Source organism: Baekduia alba, assembly GCF_028416635.1.
Taxonomy (GTDB): Bacteria; Actinomycetota; Thermoleophilia; order Solirubrobacterales; family Solirubrobacteraceae; genus Baekduia; species Baekduia alba.
This window is the reverse complement of record NZ_CP114013.1, coordinates 3,238,223-3,254,993: the sequence shown is the minus strand read 5'-3', so window position 1 is coordinate 3,254,993 and position 16,771 is coordinate 3,238,223. Positions and strand designations below refer to the sequence as shown.

Sequence of the window (16,771 nt, the reverse complement as noted above, 5' to 3'; positions counted from 1 at the left end):
GTCGGTACGCCTTGCGGCTACTTCGTGGCGGCCGCGGCGCGGCGCGCGTCGGCGACGGCCTGGCGGACGACGGCGGCGTCGACGTAGCCGGCGAGCGGCGTGGCCTTGCCGTCGGTGCCGATCACGAGGATCGTCGGCGCGGCGAGGACCTGGACGTCGCTCGTGATCGCCTCGTACTTGCCGACGTCCGTGATCGGGACGTAGGCGGAGACGACGTGCTTCGGGTCGGCCTGGGCGGTGCGGTGCACGGCCTTGCGCGCGGCCTTGTCGTCGGCGCCCTTGCCCTCGAACAGGATGACCAGCACCTTGCCCTTCTTGAGGTAGGCGAGGAGGCGGTCGGACGGGTCGACGGCGGTCGCGGGCGCGGTCGCGGTCGCGGTGGAAGTCTTGGTGGCGGCCGGCTTGGCGGCGGCGGGCGCGGTGGCGGCCGGCGTGGCCGCGGCGGGCTTGCTCGCCGTCGCCTTGGTCGTCGCGGCCTTCGTGCCGGGCTTGGCGGCGGCCGGCTTGGTGGCCTTGGCCTTCGCCGTGCTCTTGGCGGCCGTGCTCTTCTTGGCGGCGGGCGCGCTGGTGGCCGGCTTGGGCGCGAGCTTCGGCGTCGCGGCCGTCGCGGTCGCGGCGGCGCTGGTGTTGCCGCCGCCGGAGGCGGAGTCGATCTTCGCGTTGGTCGCGTCCGAGGTCGCCGAGGCGGCCTTGGCCTTGTCGACGGCGGTCGCGAGACCCTTCACACCGGGCGCGACGGGCGCCGAGGACGCGGCCGGAGCGGCGGCCGCGGGTGCGGCGGCAGCAGCCGGCGCCGAGTCATCGGCGGGCTTGGGCTTGAGCACCGTGAACCACATGCCGGCGAGCAGCACGACGGCCACGAGGGCGATCTGCATGGGGCGACTGACCTGGTCCACACCCGGGTTGTCGACCGCGACCCACCCCAGGTTGAGCGCCACTTGCGACGGATGGACGCGGCCTGGCCGCGTGTCGTGACACTAGAGCGCCGGAAGCGTCGCCGCGGGCTCGACCACGGCGACCTCGACGCGGTTGCGTCCGCCGCCCTTGGCGGCGTACAGCGCGCGGTCGGCGAGGCGCAGGAGCGACGCGCCGTCGGGTGCGTGGACGGCCAGGACGGCGACGCCGAGGCTGCCGGTCACGTCGCGGTCCAGGTCCGGGATGCGCTCGGCCGCCAGCGCGGCGCGCAGGGTCTCGGCGAGGACGAGCGCGCCCGCGACGTCGGTGTCGGGCGCGAGGACGACGAACTCCTCGCCGCCGATGCGGCCGACGAGGTCGCTGTCGCGCACCGTGGCGGTGAGCAGCGCGCCGACGTGTGCCAGGACCACGTCGCCCAGGACGCGGGCTCGGCGTCGCGCAGCCGCTCGTTCAGCGGCGAGCCGGCGGGCAGCTCGGTGCTCGGCTCCAGGCGGTTGTCGGAGTTGTTGCGCTTGAGCACCGTGGCGCGGGCGCCCGGGACCGAGAGCTCGAGGTGGCGCTTGACGAGCGCGTGGGCCTCGGGCTCGGAGCGCACGACCTGGATAACGTCGGTGAACTCGCGCTGGGACTGGCGGTAGGCGAGCTCGCGCTGGAAGGCCTGGCGGCGCTGGCGGCGCTCGCGCGTGATCAGCGACACCGCTGCGACGCCGAGCAGCAGGATCAGCCCGACGACCTCGAAGAACGCCTGGCGCCCGGCGTCGTCGAGATCGTCGTTGCGGCGCTGGTCCAGCCGGCGGTTGAGGTGCGCGCTGATCCGGCGCAGGCGGTCCATCAGCGCCTTGCGCCGCAGCGCGCCGGCGAGGTCGTGGCGGTGCCAGTCGCCGTTGCGCCGATCGGCGATCTCGTTCTGGGCCTGGATCTGCCAGGCGGTCTTCAGCTCGGAGAACGCGCCGATCAGCGTGAGCGTGCGCGGGTCGCCGCCGGCCTCGGCGCGGACCTCGACCTCGGCCTTGCGCCCGTCGCGGTCACCGGTGTAGAACGGCTCGAGGAACGCCTGGCGGTCGGACAGCACGTAGCCGCGCAGGCCGGTCTCCTGGTCGACCATCGCCAGCATCAGCTGGTGGGCGGCATCCGTGCGGTCGGCGGCGTGCGCCGCGACGTCGCGCTGGTGGTCGACGGTGAGCACCATCGCGAAACCGGTCGCGACCAGCGCGAGCGGGAGGAGGAGGAAGAGGGCGACGCGGATCCGGAGCATCGAGGTGTCGCTTCGTTGGTCGGTCGCGGCGGTGCGGGCCCGCAGCCCTGCTGTCTGGGGAACGGTGTTCGGGTCCTAGACTCGGGCCCCGAGTTGTCTGACGAGCGCTTCGCCGAGCACCTGGAGCATCCGGTCGGCCGCGGCCACGAGCCCGCGGGCGCGTTCGCGGGTGCCGCCGGCGGCGCGGCGTGCGGCGACCTCGTCACGGTGCGGCTGGCGGTCGCGGGGGACACGGTCGTCGACGCGGGCTTCGAGGCGTCGGGCTGCGGCGCGGCGCAGGCAGCCGGCAGCGCGGCCGTCGAGCTGGTGCGCGGCGCGTCGATCTTCGACGCCGCGCGCGTCGGCAGCGCGGCGATCGCGGCGGAGCTGGGCGGGCTGAGCGTCGGCAAGCTGCACGCCGCCGACCTCGCCTCCGACGCGCTGCACCAGGCGCTCGGCGCGGCGGTCGCGCAGTCCGGCGCGGCGCCGCCGCACGCGCGGCGCACGCTCGTCGCGATGTCCGGCGGCGTGGACTCGTCGGTCGCCGCGGTCCTGCTGGGCCAGACCCACGACGAGGTCGTCGCGGTGACGCTCGAGCTGTGGCGCGATCCGGAGAACGACGCCGAGGCCTCGTGCTGCAGCGCGTCCGCGGTGCGCTCGGCGCGCGCGATCGCCCACCAGATGGGGCTGCCGCACTTCACGCTCGACCTGCGCGCCGGCTTCCGCGCCGGCGTCGTCGAGCCGTGGCTGGCCGAGCACGCCGACGGGCTCACGCCCAACCCGTGCGTGCGCTGCAACGGCCACGTCCGCCTCGACGCGATGGTCGCCTTCGCCGACCGCGTCGGCGCCGCGACGCTGGCCACCGGCCATTACGCGCGCCAGACCGCGGGCGGGCTCCTGCGCGCCGCGGCCGACGACGCCAAGGACCAGACCTACATGTTGGCCGCGCTCGGCCGTGCCACGCTGGCGCGCCTGCGCTTCCCGCTCGGCGAGCTGACCAAGCCGGAGGTCCGCGCGCTCGCGCGCGAGCACGAGCTGCCGGTGGCGTCCAAGCCCGACTCCCAGGACCTCTGCTTCCTGGCGGGCACCGGTCGCGAGCGCTTCCTGGAGCGCCACGGCGGGCTGCGCGAGCGGCCCGGCGACGTGCTCGACGCGGGCGGCGCCGTGCTCGGCCGCCACCGCGGCCACTTCCACTACACGGTGGGCCAGCGCCGCGGGCTGCCGGTCCAGCGTCCCGAGCCGCTGTACGTGCTGGAGACCGACGCCAAGGCCAACACCATCACCTTGGGTCCGCGCGACGCGCTCGACGTCGACCGCGTGGCGTTGCGCGGGATCCGGCTGCACGCCGAGGCCGCGCAGGTCGACGGCGTCCGCCTGCGCTACCACGCCCGGATCGTGCCGTGCCGGCTCGAACCCAGCGCGGTCGTGCTCGACGAGCCGTTCTCCGCCCCCGCGCCAGGCCAGACGGCCGTGCTCCTCGCGGGGGATGTCGTCATCGGATGTGCGACGATCGCAGCGTGACGTCCGACGAGATCCGCGAGACCTTCCTGTCGTTCTTCGAGCAGCGCGATCACCAGCGCCTCGCGAGCGCTCCGCTGGTCCCTGCGTCCTACGACCCTTCGGTGCTGCTGACCACGGCGGGCATGCATCCGCTCAAGCCCTACTTCCAGGGTCTGGAGGCGCCACCGCACCCGCGGCTCACCAGTTGCCAGAAGTGCTTCCGCACGCCGGACATCGACGTCGTCGGCACGACCACGCGCCACCTCACGTTCTTCGAGATGCTCGGCAACTTCTCGATCGGCGACTACTTCAAGGAAGGCGCCGCGCAGCGCGCGTGGGAGCTGTCGATCGAGGGCTTCGGCTTCGACCCGGAGAAGATCTGGGTCACGGTCTTCGAGGGCGACGAGGAGCTCGGCCTCGGCCTCGACGAGGAGGCCGTGGAGGCGTGGCTGAAGATCGGCGTGCCGCGCGAGCGGATCGTGCCGTGCCCACGGTCGGAGAACTTCTGGCAGGCGGGGGAGACCGGGCCGTGCGGCCCGTGCTCGGAGCTGTACTACGACCGTGGCCTGGAGTGGGGTACCGAGGACGACCTGCCCGGCGGCGACAACGAGCGCTTCCTCGAGTACTGGAACCTGGTGTTCATGCAGTACAACCAGGACCCGGTCGGCACGCTGACGCCGCTGCCCAACCAGAACATCGACACGGGCATGGGCCTCAACCGCATGGCCTTGATCCAGCAGGGCGTCGACTCGATCTTCGACACCGACCAGTTCATCCCGTTGATGGAGCTCGGCCGCTCGCTGGCGACCAATCCGATCGACGAGCGCGCGCTGCGCATCCTGGCCGACCACTCGCGCGGCATGACGTTCCTGATCGCCGACGGCGTCGTCCCGTCCAACGAGGACCGCGGCTACGTGCTGCGCCGCCTGATGCGCCGGGCCATCGCCCAGGGCCATCGCCTCGGCTTCGAGGGCGAGTTCCTGCCCAAGTACGTCGACGTCGTCATCGCGACGATGGGCGCCGCCTATCCGGAGCTGACCCGCGAGCACGACACGATCCTGCGCTGGGTCCGCGCCGAGGAGCAGGGCTTCGGCCGCACGCTGGAGACCGGGCTGTCGATGCTGGACGACCTGCTCGCCGGCGGCGCGGTCTCCGGCGAGGACGCGTTCAAGCTCCACGACACCTACGGCTTCCCGATCGACCTGACGACCGAGATCGCCGGCGAGCGCGAGGTGCCCGTCGACATCGCGGGCTTCGACGCGCTGATGGAGGAGCAGCGGCTGCGGTCCTCGGCCGGTGCGGGCGCCCAGGAGCGCGTCGGCGCGCGCCAGGAGGTCATCCGCCAGCTGTCGGAGGAGCCGACGGACTTCACGGGGTACGAGCACCTCGAGGAGCGCACGACGGTCGCCGGCGTCCTCGAGCAGGGCGGGCGGACGTTCGTCAAGCTCGCGGCGTCGCCGTTCTACGCGCAGGGCGGCGGCCAGGTCAGCGACCAGGGCGTCGTCGAGACCGTCGACGGCGCGCACGCGACGGTGAGCGAGGTGCTGCGCGCAGGGGAGGACCAGGCGGTCGTCCTGGAGGGCGACGGCGCGCTGAAGGCCGGCGACACCGTCGTCGCGCGCGTGGACCGCCCGGCGCGCACCGCGACGCAGGCCAACCACACCGCGACGCACCTGCTGCACGCGGCCCTGCGCGAGGCGCTCGGGACGCACGTCCGCCAAGCGGGCTCCTACGTCGGCCCGGACAAGCTGCGCTTCGACTTCACCCACGGCCAGCGCCTGTCGCCCGATGAGCTGAAGGCCGTCGAGGACCGCGTCAACCAGTGGGTCCTGCAGAACGACCCGGTGCGCCCGATCACGACGACGCTGAAGGAGGCCCAGGAGATGGGGGCCATGGCGCTGTTCGGCGAGAAGTACGGCGACGTCGTCCGGATGGTGCAGATCGGCGCGGGCGACTACTCGCGCGAGCTCTGCGGCGGCACGCACGTGCGCTCGACGGCGGAGATCGGCGTCTTCAAGGTCGTGTCGGAAGGGTCGTCGGCCTCCAACGTGCGGCGCATCGAGGCGGTCACCGGGCCGGAGGCCGTCACGCTGCTGCGCTCGCACGACGCGCTGATCCGCGAGGCGGCGGGCGAGCTGCGCACGTCGCCCGAGCAGGTGCCGGCGAAGGTCGCCGACCTCCAGCAGCAGCTCAAGGCCGCGGCGAAGGCGGGCGCGAGCGGCGGCGCCAACGGCGCGGTCGACGTCGGCGCGCTGGCCAACGCGGCCGAGGAGGTCGGCGGCGCGCGCGTGCTCACGTCGCGCGTCGAGGTCGGCGACGCCAAGGCGCTGCTCGACGCGACCGACCGCGTCAAGAATGCGATCGGCGACGCGGCGATCGTCCTCGGGGCGGTGACCGACGGCAAGGTCGCGCTGATCGCCTCGGTCGCGCCGGCGCTGGTCGAGCGCGGCGTCAAGGCGGGCGAGCTCGTCAAGGTCGCCGCCCAGGTCGTGGGCGGCGGCGGAGGCGGCCGCGACACGATGGCCCAGGCCGGCGGACGCGATCCGGAGAAGCTGGACGACGCGCTCGCAGCCGCCCGCGCGCACATCGAGTCCCTGCTCGCCTGATGGTCGGAGCGGGATCGAGCGGCCGCGCGCGTCGCGCGCCGACCATCTAGCCTTCATGCGCGTGCTGGCGCTGGACTACGGCTCCGCCCGGTGCGGCTGTGCGGTGAGTGACCCGACAGGGACGCTCGCGACGCCCATCGAGCACATCGAGCGCCCGGGGACCCGCAAGGGCCTCGTGCGTGTCGCGGACCTCGCGCGGGAGCGCGAGGTCGGGCGCATCGTGGTCGGGCTGCCGCTCGGGCTCAGCGGCCACGACACCGACCAGACGCGCGAGACGCGCGTGTGGGCCGACAAGCTGCGCGACCGCGTCACCCCGATCCCGGTCGAGCTGTACGACGAGCGCTTCACGACGCGGATCGCGTCAAGATCGGGCCCGCCCGCCCAAACGCGCACCTCCGAGGACTCGCGCGCCGCCGCCGTCCTGCTCGAGGACTGGCTGGCACGCCACGGGAGCGAGCGCGCGTGAGCCCTCTGTTCGGCGGCAAGAAGGACGGCCCCGAGCCGTCCGACGGTGGCTCGCGCAGCGCGGCCGAGCGCGAGGCCGCGCGCCTGGACCGCGAGCGCCGGCGCGCGGAGCGCGAGGGCAGGCCGCTGCCCCCCGAGCCCGACGCGCCGGCGCCCGTCGCTCCGCCCGAGCCCGAGCCGGTGGTCTACGAGCCGCCGCCCGAGCCCGTCGCGCCCGAGCCGCCCGAGCCCGAGCCCGAGCCGGTGGTCTACGAGCCGCCGCCCGAGCCCGTCGCGCCCGAGCCGTCCGCGCCCACCCCCGAGCCCGTCGCCTACGAGCCCGAGACCCAGGCCTACGCGGCGCCGGCCCCCGAGCCGCAGTACGAGGTCCCGTTCGAGCCGGTCTACGAGCAGGAGCCGGTCACGGTCCCGCTCGACGACCACGCGCCGCCCTACACCGAGGACTTCCCGCAGGTCGAGACGCCGGCCGGCGTGCGCCGCGCGACGGTCGCCGACCTGCCCACGGTGGGCGGGCCGAGGCCCACACCGCCCGGTCCGGTCCGCGGGCCCGCCGGCCAGCGCCAGCGCACGCGCCGCGCCCCCAAGCCGCGCGGCGTCCCGCGCCGCCGGCGCTTCGGCCGCCGCGTCGTCGCGCTGCTGTTCCTGCTGCTCGCGGTCGCCGTGGCGTACTTCGCCTACCGCGTCTTCCAGCCCGGCCACGACGACGGCGACGCCAAGAGCCCGGTCGCCGTCGTCATCCCGCAGGGCGCGACCGCGTCGGAGATCGCCGACGTGCTCGAGCACGACGGCGTCATCGACTCCGCGTTCTTCTTCAACCTGCGCTCGCGCCTCACGGGCCAGCGCGGCGACCTGAAGGCCGGGCGCTTCACGCTCAAGCGCGACATGTCCTACACCGCGGCGCTCGACGCGCTGACCCAGAACCCGGCGGCCGCGCCGACGGTCACGGTCACGATCCCGGAGGGCCGCTCGATCGGCGAGGCCGCGCCGCTCGTCCGCCAGGCGGGGCTGAGCGGGTCCTACGTCAAGGCCGCGACCCGCAACCCGCGGACGGTCAAGGGCTTCAAGAGCTACGGCGTGCCCAAGGGCACCAACTCGCTCGAAGGCTTCCTGTTCCCGGCGACCTACGACCTCAAGAAGGGCGCCAAGACCGCGACCGCCAAGGCGCTCGTGACCCAGCAGCTGGCCACGTTCAAGGACAACTACGACAAGCTGGACCGCCGCGCGGCCAAGCGCAAGAACCTGAGCGACTACGACGTGCTGATCATCGCCTCGATGATCGAGCGCGAGGCGATGGTGGCCAAGGACCGGCGGCTGATCTCGGCCGTCATCTCCAACCGTCTCAAGGACCACATCCCGCTCGGCATCGACGCGACGCTGCGCTACCGCCTGGACAACTGGACCAGGCCGCTCAAGGAGTCCGAGCTGCAGAAGGACTCGGCCTTCAACACGCGCACGCGCCAGGGCCTGCCGCCCACGCCGATCGGCTCGCCCGGCCTGGCGTCGATCAAGGCCGCGCTGAACCCGGCCAAGGTCGGCTACGTGTACTACGTCGTCAAGCCCGGCGGCCACGGCGCGCACGCGTTCTCCTCCACGAACGAGCAGTTCCAGAAGGACGTCGCGGCCTACAACAAGGCGCGCGCCGACAACGGCGGCAAGGCGCCGTAGCCGATGAAGCGCCTCGGGGTCCTCGGCTGGCCCGTCGGCCACAGCCGCTCGCCGGCCATGCACAACGCCGCGCTGCGCGAGCTGGGGCTGGGCGACTGGCACTACCAGCGACTGCCGGTGCCGCCGGAGGTGCTCGCGGAGACGGTCGCGGGGCTGCCGGCGGCCGGCTTCGTCGGGGCCAACGTGACGATCCCGCACAAGGAGGCGGCGCTGGCGCTCGCCGACGACGCGACCGAGGCCGCCCGCGCGATCGGCGCCGCGAACACGCTGACGTTCGACGGCGAGCGCGTCCACGCGGCCAACACCGACGCGCCCGGCTTCCTGGCGGCGCTGCGCGGCGCGGGCGCGCCGGACCCCGCGGGCAGCACCGCGCTGGTCCTCGGCGCCGGCGGCTCGGCGCGCGCCGTCGCCTACGCGCTGCGCGAGGCCGGCGCCGCGCGCGTCGCGGTCTGGAACCGCTCCGGCGACCGCGCCCGGACGCTCGCGGCCGACCTCGGGGTCGACGCCGCCGATCGGCCGATGGCAGCGGATCTTTTGGTCAACTGCACGAGTGTCGGGCTGTCTGACGGGGAGTTCAAGGAGCTTCCGGTCGATGCCGATGCGCTGGGCACATACGCGACCGTGGCGGACCTGGTCTACCGGGCCGGCGGCACCGGGCTCGTTGCGGAAGCGCAACGCCGGGGATGCACGGTGGTCGACGGCCTCGAGGTCCTCGTCCGCCAAGGCGCGTTGAGCTTCCAGGCCTGGACCGGCTTGGAGGCGCCCATCGACGTGATGCGTGCCGCCGCGGCCCGCGGAGCGATCCCCGAACCCCATGACCCCGGAACCAGCGACTCATCTGACCGCCGTGCCGCCGATCCCCGGCGCACCGATCGCTGACGTCCCGACCCAGGTCACCCCGGCTCCGTCGAACGAACGTCCAGCCGATTGGAACGGCGTCACGCCGCCGCGCCGCACCGGCGGCGGCAGCGCGCGCTTCCTGACCGACGTCATCGTCGAGCTGGGCTTCGTCGACCGCCCGCGGGTCGAGCAGGCCGTCGAGGCCGCGCGCGCCACCGGCACCACGCCGGAGCAGGTGCTGCTCGACCAGGGCACGCTGTCGCTGGAGAACCTCGCCCGCGCGGTCGCCGAGCGCCACGGCCTGGACCACCTCGACCTGTCGGTGTTCCACGTCGACATGTCGGCGGCGAACCTCGTCAACCCGCAGGCGGCCAAGCGCTACGAGGCGATCCCCGTCCAGTTCGTCGGCGAGCGGGGGATCCTGATCGCGATGGCCGACCCGGCCAACGTCCTGGCCGTCGACGACATCGCGTTGATGACCGGCTACGAGGTCCGCGTCGCGGTCGCCTCGCGCGAGGACATCGCGACGATGATCTCCAAGTTGTCGCGGTTGGAGCACGTCGCCGCGACGGCCGAGATCGACATGACCGGGGAGGACGACGGGGTCGGCGAGATCGTCGACCTGCGCGAGTCCGCCGACGACGCGCCGGTCATCAAGCTCGTCAACCAGATCATCGCCCAGGCCGCCGAGCAGGGCACCTCGGACATCCACTTCGAGCCCGAGGACGGCTCGATGCGCGTCCGCTTCCGCATCGACGGCGTGCTCGTCGAGACGATGACGGTCCCGCGCCGGATGGTCAGCGGCGTCGTGTCGCGCCTGAAGATCATGAGCGACCTCGACATCGCCGAGCGTCGCCTGCCCCAGGACGGGCGCGTCGGGCTCAACCTCGACGGCCGCCACATCGACCTGCGCGTCGTGACGCTGCCGTCGGTGCACGGCGAGAACATCGTCATCCGCATCCTGGACAAGTCCAACGTCCAGTTCGACTTCGAGAAGCTCGGCATGGGCGAGGAGGACGCCGCGCGCTTCACCAAGGCGTTCCACCAGGCCTACGGCGCCGTGCTCGTGACCGGCCCGACGGGCTCGGGCAAGTCCACGTCGCTGTACGCGGCGGTGGGCGAGCTCAACACGCCCGAGAAGAACATCATCACGATCGAGGACCCGGTCGAGTACCAGCTCGAGGGCGTCACGCAGGTCCAGGTCAACAAGAAGGCCGGCCTGACCTTCGCCAACGGCCTGCGGGCGATGATGCGCGCCGACCCCGACATCATCATGGTCGGCGAGATCCGCGACGCCGAGACCGCGAAGATCGCGATCGAGGCAGCGCTGACCGGCCACCTGGTGCTGTCGACGCTGCACACCAACGACGCCCCGACGTCGATCACGCGGCTCGTCGAGATGGGCATCGAGCCGTTCCTGGTCGCCAGCGCCGTGGACTGCGTCATCGCCCAGCGCCTGTGCCGCACGCTCTGCGCGCACTGCAAGGAGCGCGTGATCATCTCCGCGCCGGTGCTGCAGGACCACGGCTTCCGCAGCCACGTCGACATCGAGGCCTACGACCCGAAGGGCTGCTCGCGCTGCGGCGGCTCGGGCTACAAGGGCCGGATCGGCCTCTACGAGGTCATGACCATCACCGACGAGATCCGCCGCCTGGCGATCGAGCGGGCGCCGGCCGACCGCATCGCGGAGGTCGCGATGCGCGACGGCATGCGCCGGCTGCGCGACGACGGCCTGGAGAAGGTCAAGCAGGGCCGCACCTCGATCGCCGAGGTCGCGCGCGTTACCGGCACGGGATAGCCGGTGTCGCCTGCTCGCTTCGTCGCCGTAGCGCCCGTGACCGGCACCGGCTGATCGTCCCGCGGCCCGCGCAACTTCTTCGCGCGGGCCACGTTGGATGAGCCGATGCACAAGACCCTCATTGCTCTCGCGGCCTTGATCGCCTCCATGGCCATCACCAGTGCCGCTTCCGGCGCGACCACGCCCGTGCGCGCGCTCAAGGCGCACACGGTCACCGCCTCAGGGATCTGGGCCGGTCAGGCCGATGCGAGGACCGTCGCGTTCCGGGCGCCGTGGGCGCCGGGCGCCACGGTGCTGCGCGCCGACGACGGGACGGTCGCGACCGCGCCCGCGCCGAGCGGATGCTCCGCGACGGCGGCGGGCGGCGGCCGACTCGCGTACTGGTGCGGCGCCGACGACCAGGCGGGGGCGCACCACCTTGCCGTGACGGCGTTGACCGGCGCGGAGGTCGTGCGCCTGGACGCGCCGTCGCGTCTCGAGGGGCAGGGCGAGGCCACGCAGCCCAAGCAGGTCGGCGCGCAGTGGATCGTCCGGCGCAACGACTTCATGCACGAGCCCGAGCGCTACGAGGCTGTGAACTGGCGGACGGGGGCGACGCAGACGGTGATCCCGAGCGGCGAGCAGATCCTCGATCCCGACCTGCCGGGCCTGCTGACCCCGCTCTGCGCTCCAGTCCACGTGATCTCGGCCGTCGACGAAGGCGACACCGGAGGCCCCCTGGTGCCGGTCGCCGCGCGCGGCCGCTGGGTGCTGCAGGGGAGCGACAGCCAGAACAGCGTCCGGCCGGCGCTGTACCGCTGCGGGTCCAGCAAGCGCGTCCTGCTGCCCGACGGCTTCAACCACCCGGTGCTCGGCGACGGCTGGGTCGGTCAGGAGGACGCCGTCCAGGACGTCCCGCGCGTCAAGCTCTTCCGCCTGGCCGACCGTCGCCTGTTCACCGTCACGGGGCTGCCCAAGCTCGGCGTCGCCGACAACGGCCCGGAGCCCGCGTTGACGTTCACCCGCGACCGCGTCTACGTCCACGCCACCAGCCAGGACGCCGTCGACGCCCCGATCGCCACCGTGCAGCTGCCCAAGCACTAGACCTCCAACTCGAGCGCCAGCACCTGGCCGGTGAGCGGCACGCCCCAGTCGGCGTGCCGCTCCTGTGCGATCAGCGCGAAGCCGCGGCGCTCGTAGAGGCGGCGGGCCTCGACGAGCGGGTCGTTGGTCCACAACACGACGCGCCGGGCCCCCCGCGCCCGCGCGTGGGCGACCACGGCGTCGATCAGGCGGCCGCCGACGCCGAGGCCGCGCGCCCACGGCTCGACGAGGAGGAGGCGCAGCTTCGCGTCGCCGGGCTCGTCGCCGTCCACCGACAGGACGCAGCCGGCGGGCGCGCCGGCGACCTCCGCGATCCAGGCGCGGCCGAAGCGCTGGTCCGCGCCCGCGGCGAAGTCGGCGACCACGCGCGCGACCAGCGCCTCGAAGCCCAGGCCCCATCCGTGCTCCTGGGCGTAGAGCTCGCCGTGGCGGGCGACGATCCAGCCGTAGTCGCCGGAGCGCGGGTCGCGCAGGACGACCTCGGCGCCCGCGTCGCGCGGCGGCCCGCCGTCCAGCACCTCCTCTACGGCGCGCATCGCGCCCAGCAGCCGCCGCTGGTCGGCGTCCGGGAGGTCGGCGAGCAGCGTCGACCACTGCTCGGCCGCGCCGCGGTCCAGCTGCCGGAACGCCGTGCGTCCCGCGGCGGTCAGCGCCAGCACCTGGCGGCGCGCGTCGGCGTCGGACCGCCGGCGTGCGACGAGGCTCCTCGCGATCGTTGCCTAAGTCAAGGAAAGCCCGCCGCGTATGGAAGGGCGCCGGTGGAGCGCAGATGCGCCCGAGCCCAGCAAGCCCCTCAGCAGGCCAGATGTCCATGTCCGTCCACCGCCGCACCGGCTTCGTCGCCGTGGCGCTGGTGCCGTTGTCCGCCCTGTTGCTGTCCGTCGCCGGCCGCGCCGACGCCGCGACGCTCTACGCCCGCAAGACCAAGAAGACCGCAAGGTCCGCGTCGTGAGCGCCAAGACCAAGTGCAAGTCCTCGGATACCAACCTGTCGTCGAGCACGACCGGGCCGAAGGGCGACAAGGGCAGCACCGGCGACAAGGGCGCCACCGGGGGCAAGGCGCGGCGGGCGCGGCGGGCGCCAAGGGCGCCAAGGGCGACACGGGCACGACCGGCGCCGCCGGCGCCAACGGCGCGCCCGGCCAGCCGCAGCCACGACGTGGATCCACGCGTCGATCGACGCCAACAGCAGCTGCTCGGTGCGCGGAACGGCCATCGCGATCCCCAGCAGCTAGCCCTCGCTCGCATCGGGTCGCGACGCCGCGCGTCGCGACCCGGTGCGCGACGGGCCGTTTCGTATGGTGCAGCCCATGCGGACGCGGCATCTGGGATGCGATGGGCCCGAGGTCGGGGCGATCGGCTACGGGGCGATGGGCCTGAGCTGGGCCTACGGCAACCGCGAGGGCACCGACCCCGACGCGGTCATCGGCCGGGCGATCGACCTCGGCAGCACGCTGATCGACACCGCCGACGTCTACGGCCCGTTCCACAACGAGATCCTCGTCGGCCACGCGATCAAGGGCCGGCGCGACGAGATCACGCTGGCGACCAAGTGCGGATTGGTGCTCGACGGGGTGGGTGGTTCCGATTCCCGCACGATCACGCGCGACGGCCGGCCCGAGCACATCCGCGCGGCGATCGACGGCTCGCTGCGCCGCCTCGAGGTCGACGACGTCGACCTGTACTACCTGCACCGCCCGGACCCGGACGTACCGCTCGAGGAGTCGGTCGGGGCGCTCAAGGAGGTCGTCGAGCAGGGCAAGGCCAAGCACATCGGCCTGTCCGAGGTCTCCGTCGACGAGCTCGAGCGCGCCCACGCCGTCCACCCGGTCTCGGCCGTCCAGTCCGAGCTCTCGCTCTGGACGCGCGACCCGGTCGACAACGGCGTCCTGGCGTTCTGCGCCGTCCACGGCATCGCCTTCGTCCCGTTCTCGCCGCTGGGCCGCGGCTTCCTGACCGGACGCCTGGACCGCGAGGCGCTGGAGGACGACGACGCCCGCCGCGGCTGGCCGCGCTTCCAGCAGAAGGCCTTCGCGGCCAACCAGCGCATCGTCGACGCGGTGCGGCGCGTAGCCGCCCGCCACGACGCCGCGCCCGGCCAGATCGCGCTCGCATGGGTCCTGGCGCAGGGCGCGTTCGTGGTCCCGATCCCCGGCACCAAGCGCATCCCGTACCTGGAGGAGAACGTCGCGGCGGTCGACGTGCTGCTGAGCTCCGACGACCTGCACGAGCTCGACAGCCTGCCCGCGGCCGTGGGCGCCCGCTACTGAGCCGCGTCCAGGCGCCGCGGGCGCGGCTCAAGAACGGACCCCCACGAGTCGACCATCGTGGCGATGCGGTTCGATTTCGCCCAGCTCCTGCTCGATGTCCTCGAGCGTCGTGCCTCCGACCTGCACATCACGGCCGGATCGCACCCGATGATCCGCGTCCGTGGTCGCCTGACGTCGCTGGAGGACTATCCGGTCCTCGACCCGACGGACACCCGCGAGATCATCTACGGGATCCTCAGCAACGACCAGCGCCAGCGCCTGGAGACGGACTGGCAGCTGGACTTCGCCTACGCGGTCCCGGGCACCGCCCGCTTCCGTGTCAACGCGTACTTCCAGCGGTCGGCGATGAGCGCGGCGTTCCGCCTCATCCCGTCGGTCATCACCAAGATCGACGGCCTCGGCCTGCCGCCCGTCGTCCACGAGTTCTGCAAGAAGCCGCGTGGCCTGGTCCTCGTGACCGGTCCGACCGGCTCCGGCAAGTCCACCTCGCTCGCCGCGATGATCGACGAGATCAACGAGACGCGCGAGGAGCACATCCTCACGATCGAGGACCCGATCGAGTTCCTGCACTCCCACAAGAAGTGCATGGTCAACCAGCGTGAGCTGGGCTCCGACGCGCAGGGCTTCGGCCCGGCGCTGAAGGGCGCGCTGCGCCAGGACCCCGACGTGATCCTCGTCGGCGAGATGCGCGACCTGGAGACCATCTCGACCGCCCTGACGGCGGCTGAGACCGGCCACCTGGTCTTCGCCACCCTGCACACCCAGAGCGCGCCGCAGACCATCGACCGCATCATCGACGTGTTCCCGAGCCACCAGCAGGACCAGGTCCGGACGCAGCTGTCGGTCGCGCTCCAGGGCGTGGTCACCCAGACGCTGATCCCGACCGCCGACGGCTCGGCGCGCGTCGTGGCGGCAGAGACGCTCGTCCCGACCCCCGCGGTCCGCAACCTCATCCGCGAGGGCAAGACCCATCAGATCCTGTCGGCGATGCAGACCGGCGGCGGCACCGGCATGCAGACGCTCGACATGGCGCTCGCCTCGCTCATCCGCGCCGGCAAGATCACGCAGCGCGTCGCCGAGTCGCGCTCCTCCACGCCCGAGGAGCTCAAGCGCCTGTCCATGGGCCTGGGCGGCCTCCAGGCCGCATAGACGGGAGCCAGCTGACCTATGTCCACCTACGTCTTCAAGGCGATGGACCTCACCGGCGCGAAGGCGACCGGCGAGGTGGAGGCCGAGAGCAAGCAGATCGTCTCCGACCAGCTCAAGCAGCGCGGGCTGATCGTCCTCGACATCGCGGACAAGCGCGGGTCCAAGGAGCTGGAGCTCCCGTTCCTGAACCGCATCAAGGCTCAGGACCTGACGATCATGACCCGCCAGCTGGCGACCATGGTCAACTCCGGGATGACGATCCTCCGCGCGCTCTACGTGCTGGAGGCCCAGACCGAGAACGACAAGCTGTCGAGCACGATCTCGTCGGTCCGCAAGGACGTCGAGGCCGGCCTGCCGCTGTCAGACGCGCTGGAGCGCCATCCCAAGGTCTTCAACCCGCTGTTCGTCGCGATGACGCGCGCCGGCGAGACCGGCGGCGTCCTGGACTCCGCGCTGGAGCGCGTCGCCAACCAGCTGGAGTCCTCCGACTCGCTGCGCCGGCAGGTCAAGGCCGCGATGGCCTACCCGCTGGTGGTGATGACCTTCGCCTTCTCGGTGCTGATCGCGTTGGTGGTGTTCTTGGTCCCGGTCTTCGTCGGCACGTTCAAGCAGTTCGGCGGCGACCTCCCGACGATCACGAAGTTCACCGTCGGGCTGTCCAACGCGATCACCGGCTACTGGTACGCGTTCATCGTCGGCGGCTTCGCCGCGGTCTGGGCGTTCCGCAAGTGGAAGGCGACCGACGGCGGGCGCAAGCTGTGGGACACGTTCAAGCTGCGGATCCCGATGAAGATCGGCGACATCGTGCAGAAGATCGCGCTCGCGCGCTGGTCGCGCACGCTGAGCGCGCTGGTCTCCGCCGGCGTCCCGCTGATGCAGGCGCTGGAGATCACGGGCCAGACCGCGGGCAACTGGTGCATCGAGAAGGCGATGGGCGACGTCATCGAGTCCGTCCGCCAGGGCGGCACGATCGCCGACCCCCTCAAGGACGCGCCGGTGTTCCCGGGCATGGTCACGCACATGATCGGCGTCGGTGAGGAGACCGGCGCCATGGACACCATGTTGTCCAAGATCGCGGACTTCTACGAGGACCAGGTCGCGGCCGCCGTCAAGCAGCTCGCGTCGATCCTGGAGCCGGTGATGATCATCCTCGTCGGCGGCATGGTCGGCTTCATCGTGATCTCGATGTACATGCCGCTCTTCAAGGTGTACGACTCGATCAAGTAGTCCACCGGCGACGCTTACGG

The 16,771-nt window shown here is 72.7% G+C and carries 14 protein-coding genes and 1 pseudogene; 11 read left to right on the top strand and 4 right to left on the bottom strand.

Features of this window, described 5'->3' with window-relative positions:
• Positions 1-17: 17 nt before the first annotated feature.
• From DSM104299_RS16455 to DSM104299_RS16445, 3 genes and pseudogenes are all read right to left on the bottom strand, one after another.
• The gene (locus tag DSM104299_RS16455; protein ID WP_272472724.1) at positions 18-875 is read right to left on the bottom strand and encodes a hypothetical protein; all 858 of its coding nucleotides are present in this window, start codon (positions 873-875) and stop codon (positions 18-20) included.
• A 102-nt stretch (positions 876-977) separates the two neighbouring features.
• Positions 978-1,286, bottom strand: a complete 309-nt coding sequence (locus tag DSM104299_RS16450; protein ID WP_272472723.1) for a GGDEF domain-containing protein — start codon at positions 1,284-1,286, stop codon at positions 978-980.
• A gap of 410 nt (positions 1,287-1,696) precedes the next feature.
• Positions 1,697-2,104 (bottom strand): annotated as a pseudogene (locus tag DSM104299_RS16445) (CHASE3 domain-containing protein); the annotation flags it as partial.
• 159 nt (positions 2,105-2,263) lie between these two features.
• Between DSM104299_RS16445 and mnmA the strand changes: the two are divergent.
• From mnmA to DSM104299_RS16410, 7 genes are all read left to right on the top strand, one after another.
• Complete coding sequence (mnmA, locus tag DSM104299_RS16440) at positions 2,264-3,670, top strand: tRNA 2-thiouridine(34) synthase MnmA (protein WP_272472722.1); 1,407 nt, start codon at positions 2,264-2,266, stop codon at positions 3,668-3,670.
• Positions 3,667-6,255 (top strand): alanine--tRNA ligase, encoded by a 2,589-nt coding sequence (gene alaS, locus DSM104299_RS16435; protein WP_272472721.1) that lies wholly within the window; start codon positions 3,667-3,669, stop codon positions 6,253-6,255. Before mnmA ends, alaS begins: the two co-directional genes overlap by 4 nt.
• Positions 6,256-6,310: 55 nt before the next feature.
• On the top strand, positions 6,311-6,721 hold the full coding sequence (gene ruvX, locus DSM104299_RS16430; protein ID WP_272472720.1) for a Holliday junction resolvase RuvX: 411 nt from the start codon (positions 6,311-6,313) through the stop codon (positions 6,719-6,721).
• Positions 6,718-8,385 carry an endolytic transglycosylase MltG gene (gene mltG / locus DSM104299_RS16425; RefSeq protein WP_272472719.1) on the top strand — a complete coding sequence of 556 codons (1,668 nt, stop codon included), beginning with the start codon at positions 6,718-6,720 and terminating at the stop codon, positions 8,383-8,385. The genes ruvX and mltG overlap by 4 nt, the downstream gene beginning before the upstream one ends.
• 3 nt (positions 8,386-8,388) lie before the next feature.
• Complete coding sequence (gene aroE / locus DSM104299_RS16420) at positions 8,389-9,264, top strand: shikimate dehydrogenase (protein WP_272472718.1); 876 nt, start codon at positions 8,389-8,391, stop codon at positions 9,262-9,264.
• Positions 9,233-11,023, top strand: coding sequence for a GspE/PulE family protein (locus tag DSM104299_RS16415; RefSeq protein WP_272472717.1), 1,791 nt, complete (start codon positions 9,233-9,235; stop codon positions 11,021-11,023). The genes aroE and DSM104299_RS16415 overlap by 32 nt, the downstream gene beginning before the upstream one ends.
• 105 nt (positions 11,024-11,128) lie before the next feature.
• A complete protein-coding gene (locus DSM104299_RS16410; RefSeq protein WP_272472716.1) occupies positions 11,129-12,106 on the top strand; it encodes a hypothetical protein in 978 nt (325 codons plus the stop codon).
• Here DSM104299_RS16410 and DSM104299_RS16405 read toward each other — a convergent pair.
• Positions 12,103-12,765 carry a GNAT family N-acetyltransferase gene (locus DSM104299_RS16405; RefSeq protein ID WP_272472715.1) on the bottom strand — a complete coding sequence of 221 codons (663 nt, stop codon included), beginning with the start codon at positions 12,763-12,765 and terminating at the stop codon, positions 12,103-12,105. The two genes, DSM104299_RS16410 and DSM104299_RS16405, sit on opposite strands and share 4 nt — an antisense overlap.
• A 152-nt stretch (positions 12,766-12,917) precedes the next feature.
• On the opposite strand from DSM104299_RS16405, the gene DSM104299_RS16400 reads away from it, so the two are divergent.
• From DSM104299_RS16400 to DSM104299_RS16385, 4 genes are all read left to right on the top strand, one after another.
• Positions 12,918-13,058, top strand: a complete 141-nt coding sequence (locus DSM104299_RS16400; protein WP_272472714.1) for a hypothetical protein — start codon at positions 12,918-12,920, stop codon at positions 13,056-13,058.
• A gap of 357 nt (positions 13,059-13,415) precedes the next feature.
• Positions 13,416-14,375, top strand: coding sequence for an aldo/keto reductase (locus DSM104299_RS16395; RefSeq protein ID WP_272472713.1), 960 nt, complete (start codon positions 13,416-13,418; stop codon positions 14,373-14,375).
• 63 nt (positions 14,376-14,438) lie between these two features.
• Positions 14,439-15,524: a type IV pilus twitching motility protein PilT gene (locus DSM104299_RS16390; RefSeq protein WP_272472712.1), complete on the top strand. Its 1,086-nt coding sequence runs from the start codon at positions 14,439-14,441 to the stop codon at positions 15,522-15,524.
• 18 nt (positions 15,525-15,542) lie between these two features.
• The gene (locus DSM104299_RS16385) at positions 15,543-16,751 is read left to right on the top strand and encodes a type II secretion system F family protein (protein ID WP_272472711.1); all 1,209 of its coding nucleotides are present in this window, start codon (positions 15,543-15,545) and stop codon (positions 16,749-16,751) included.
• The last annotated feature ends 20 nt before the right edge of the window (positions 16,752-16,771 follow it).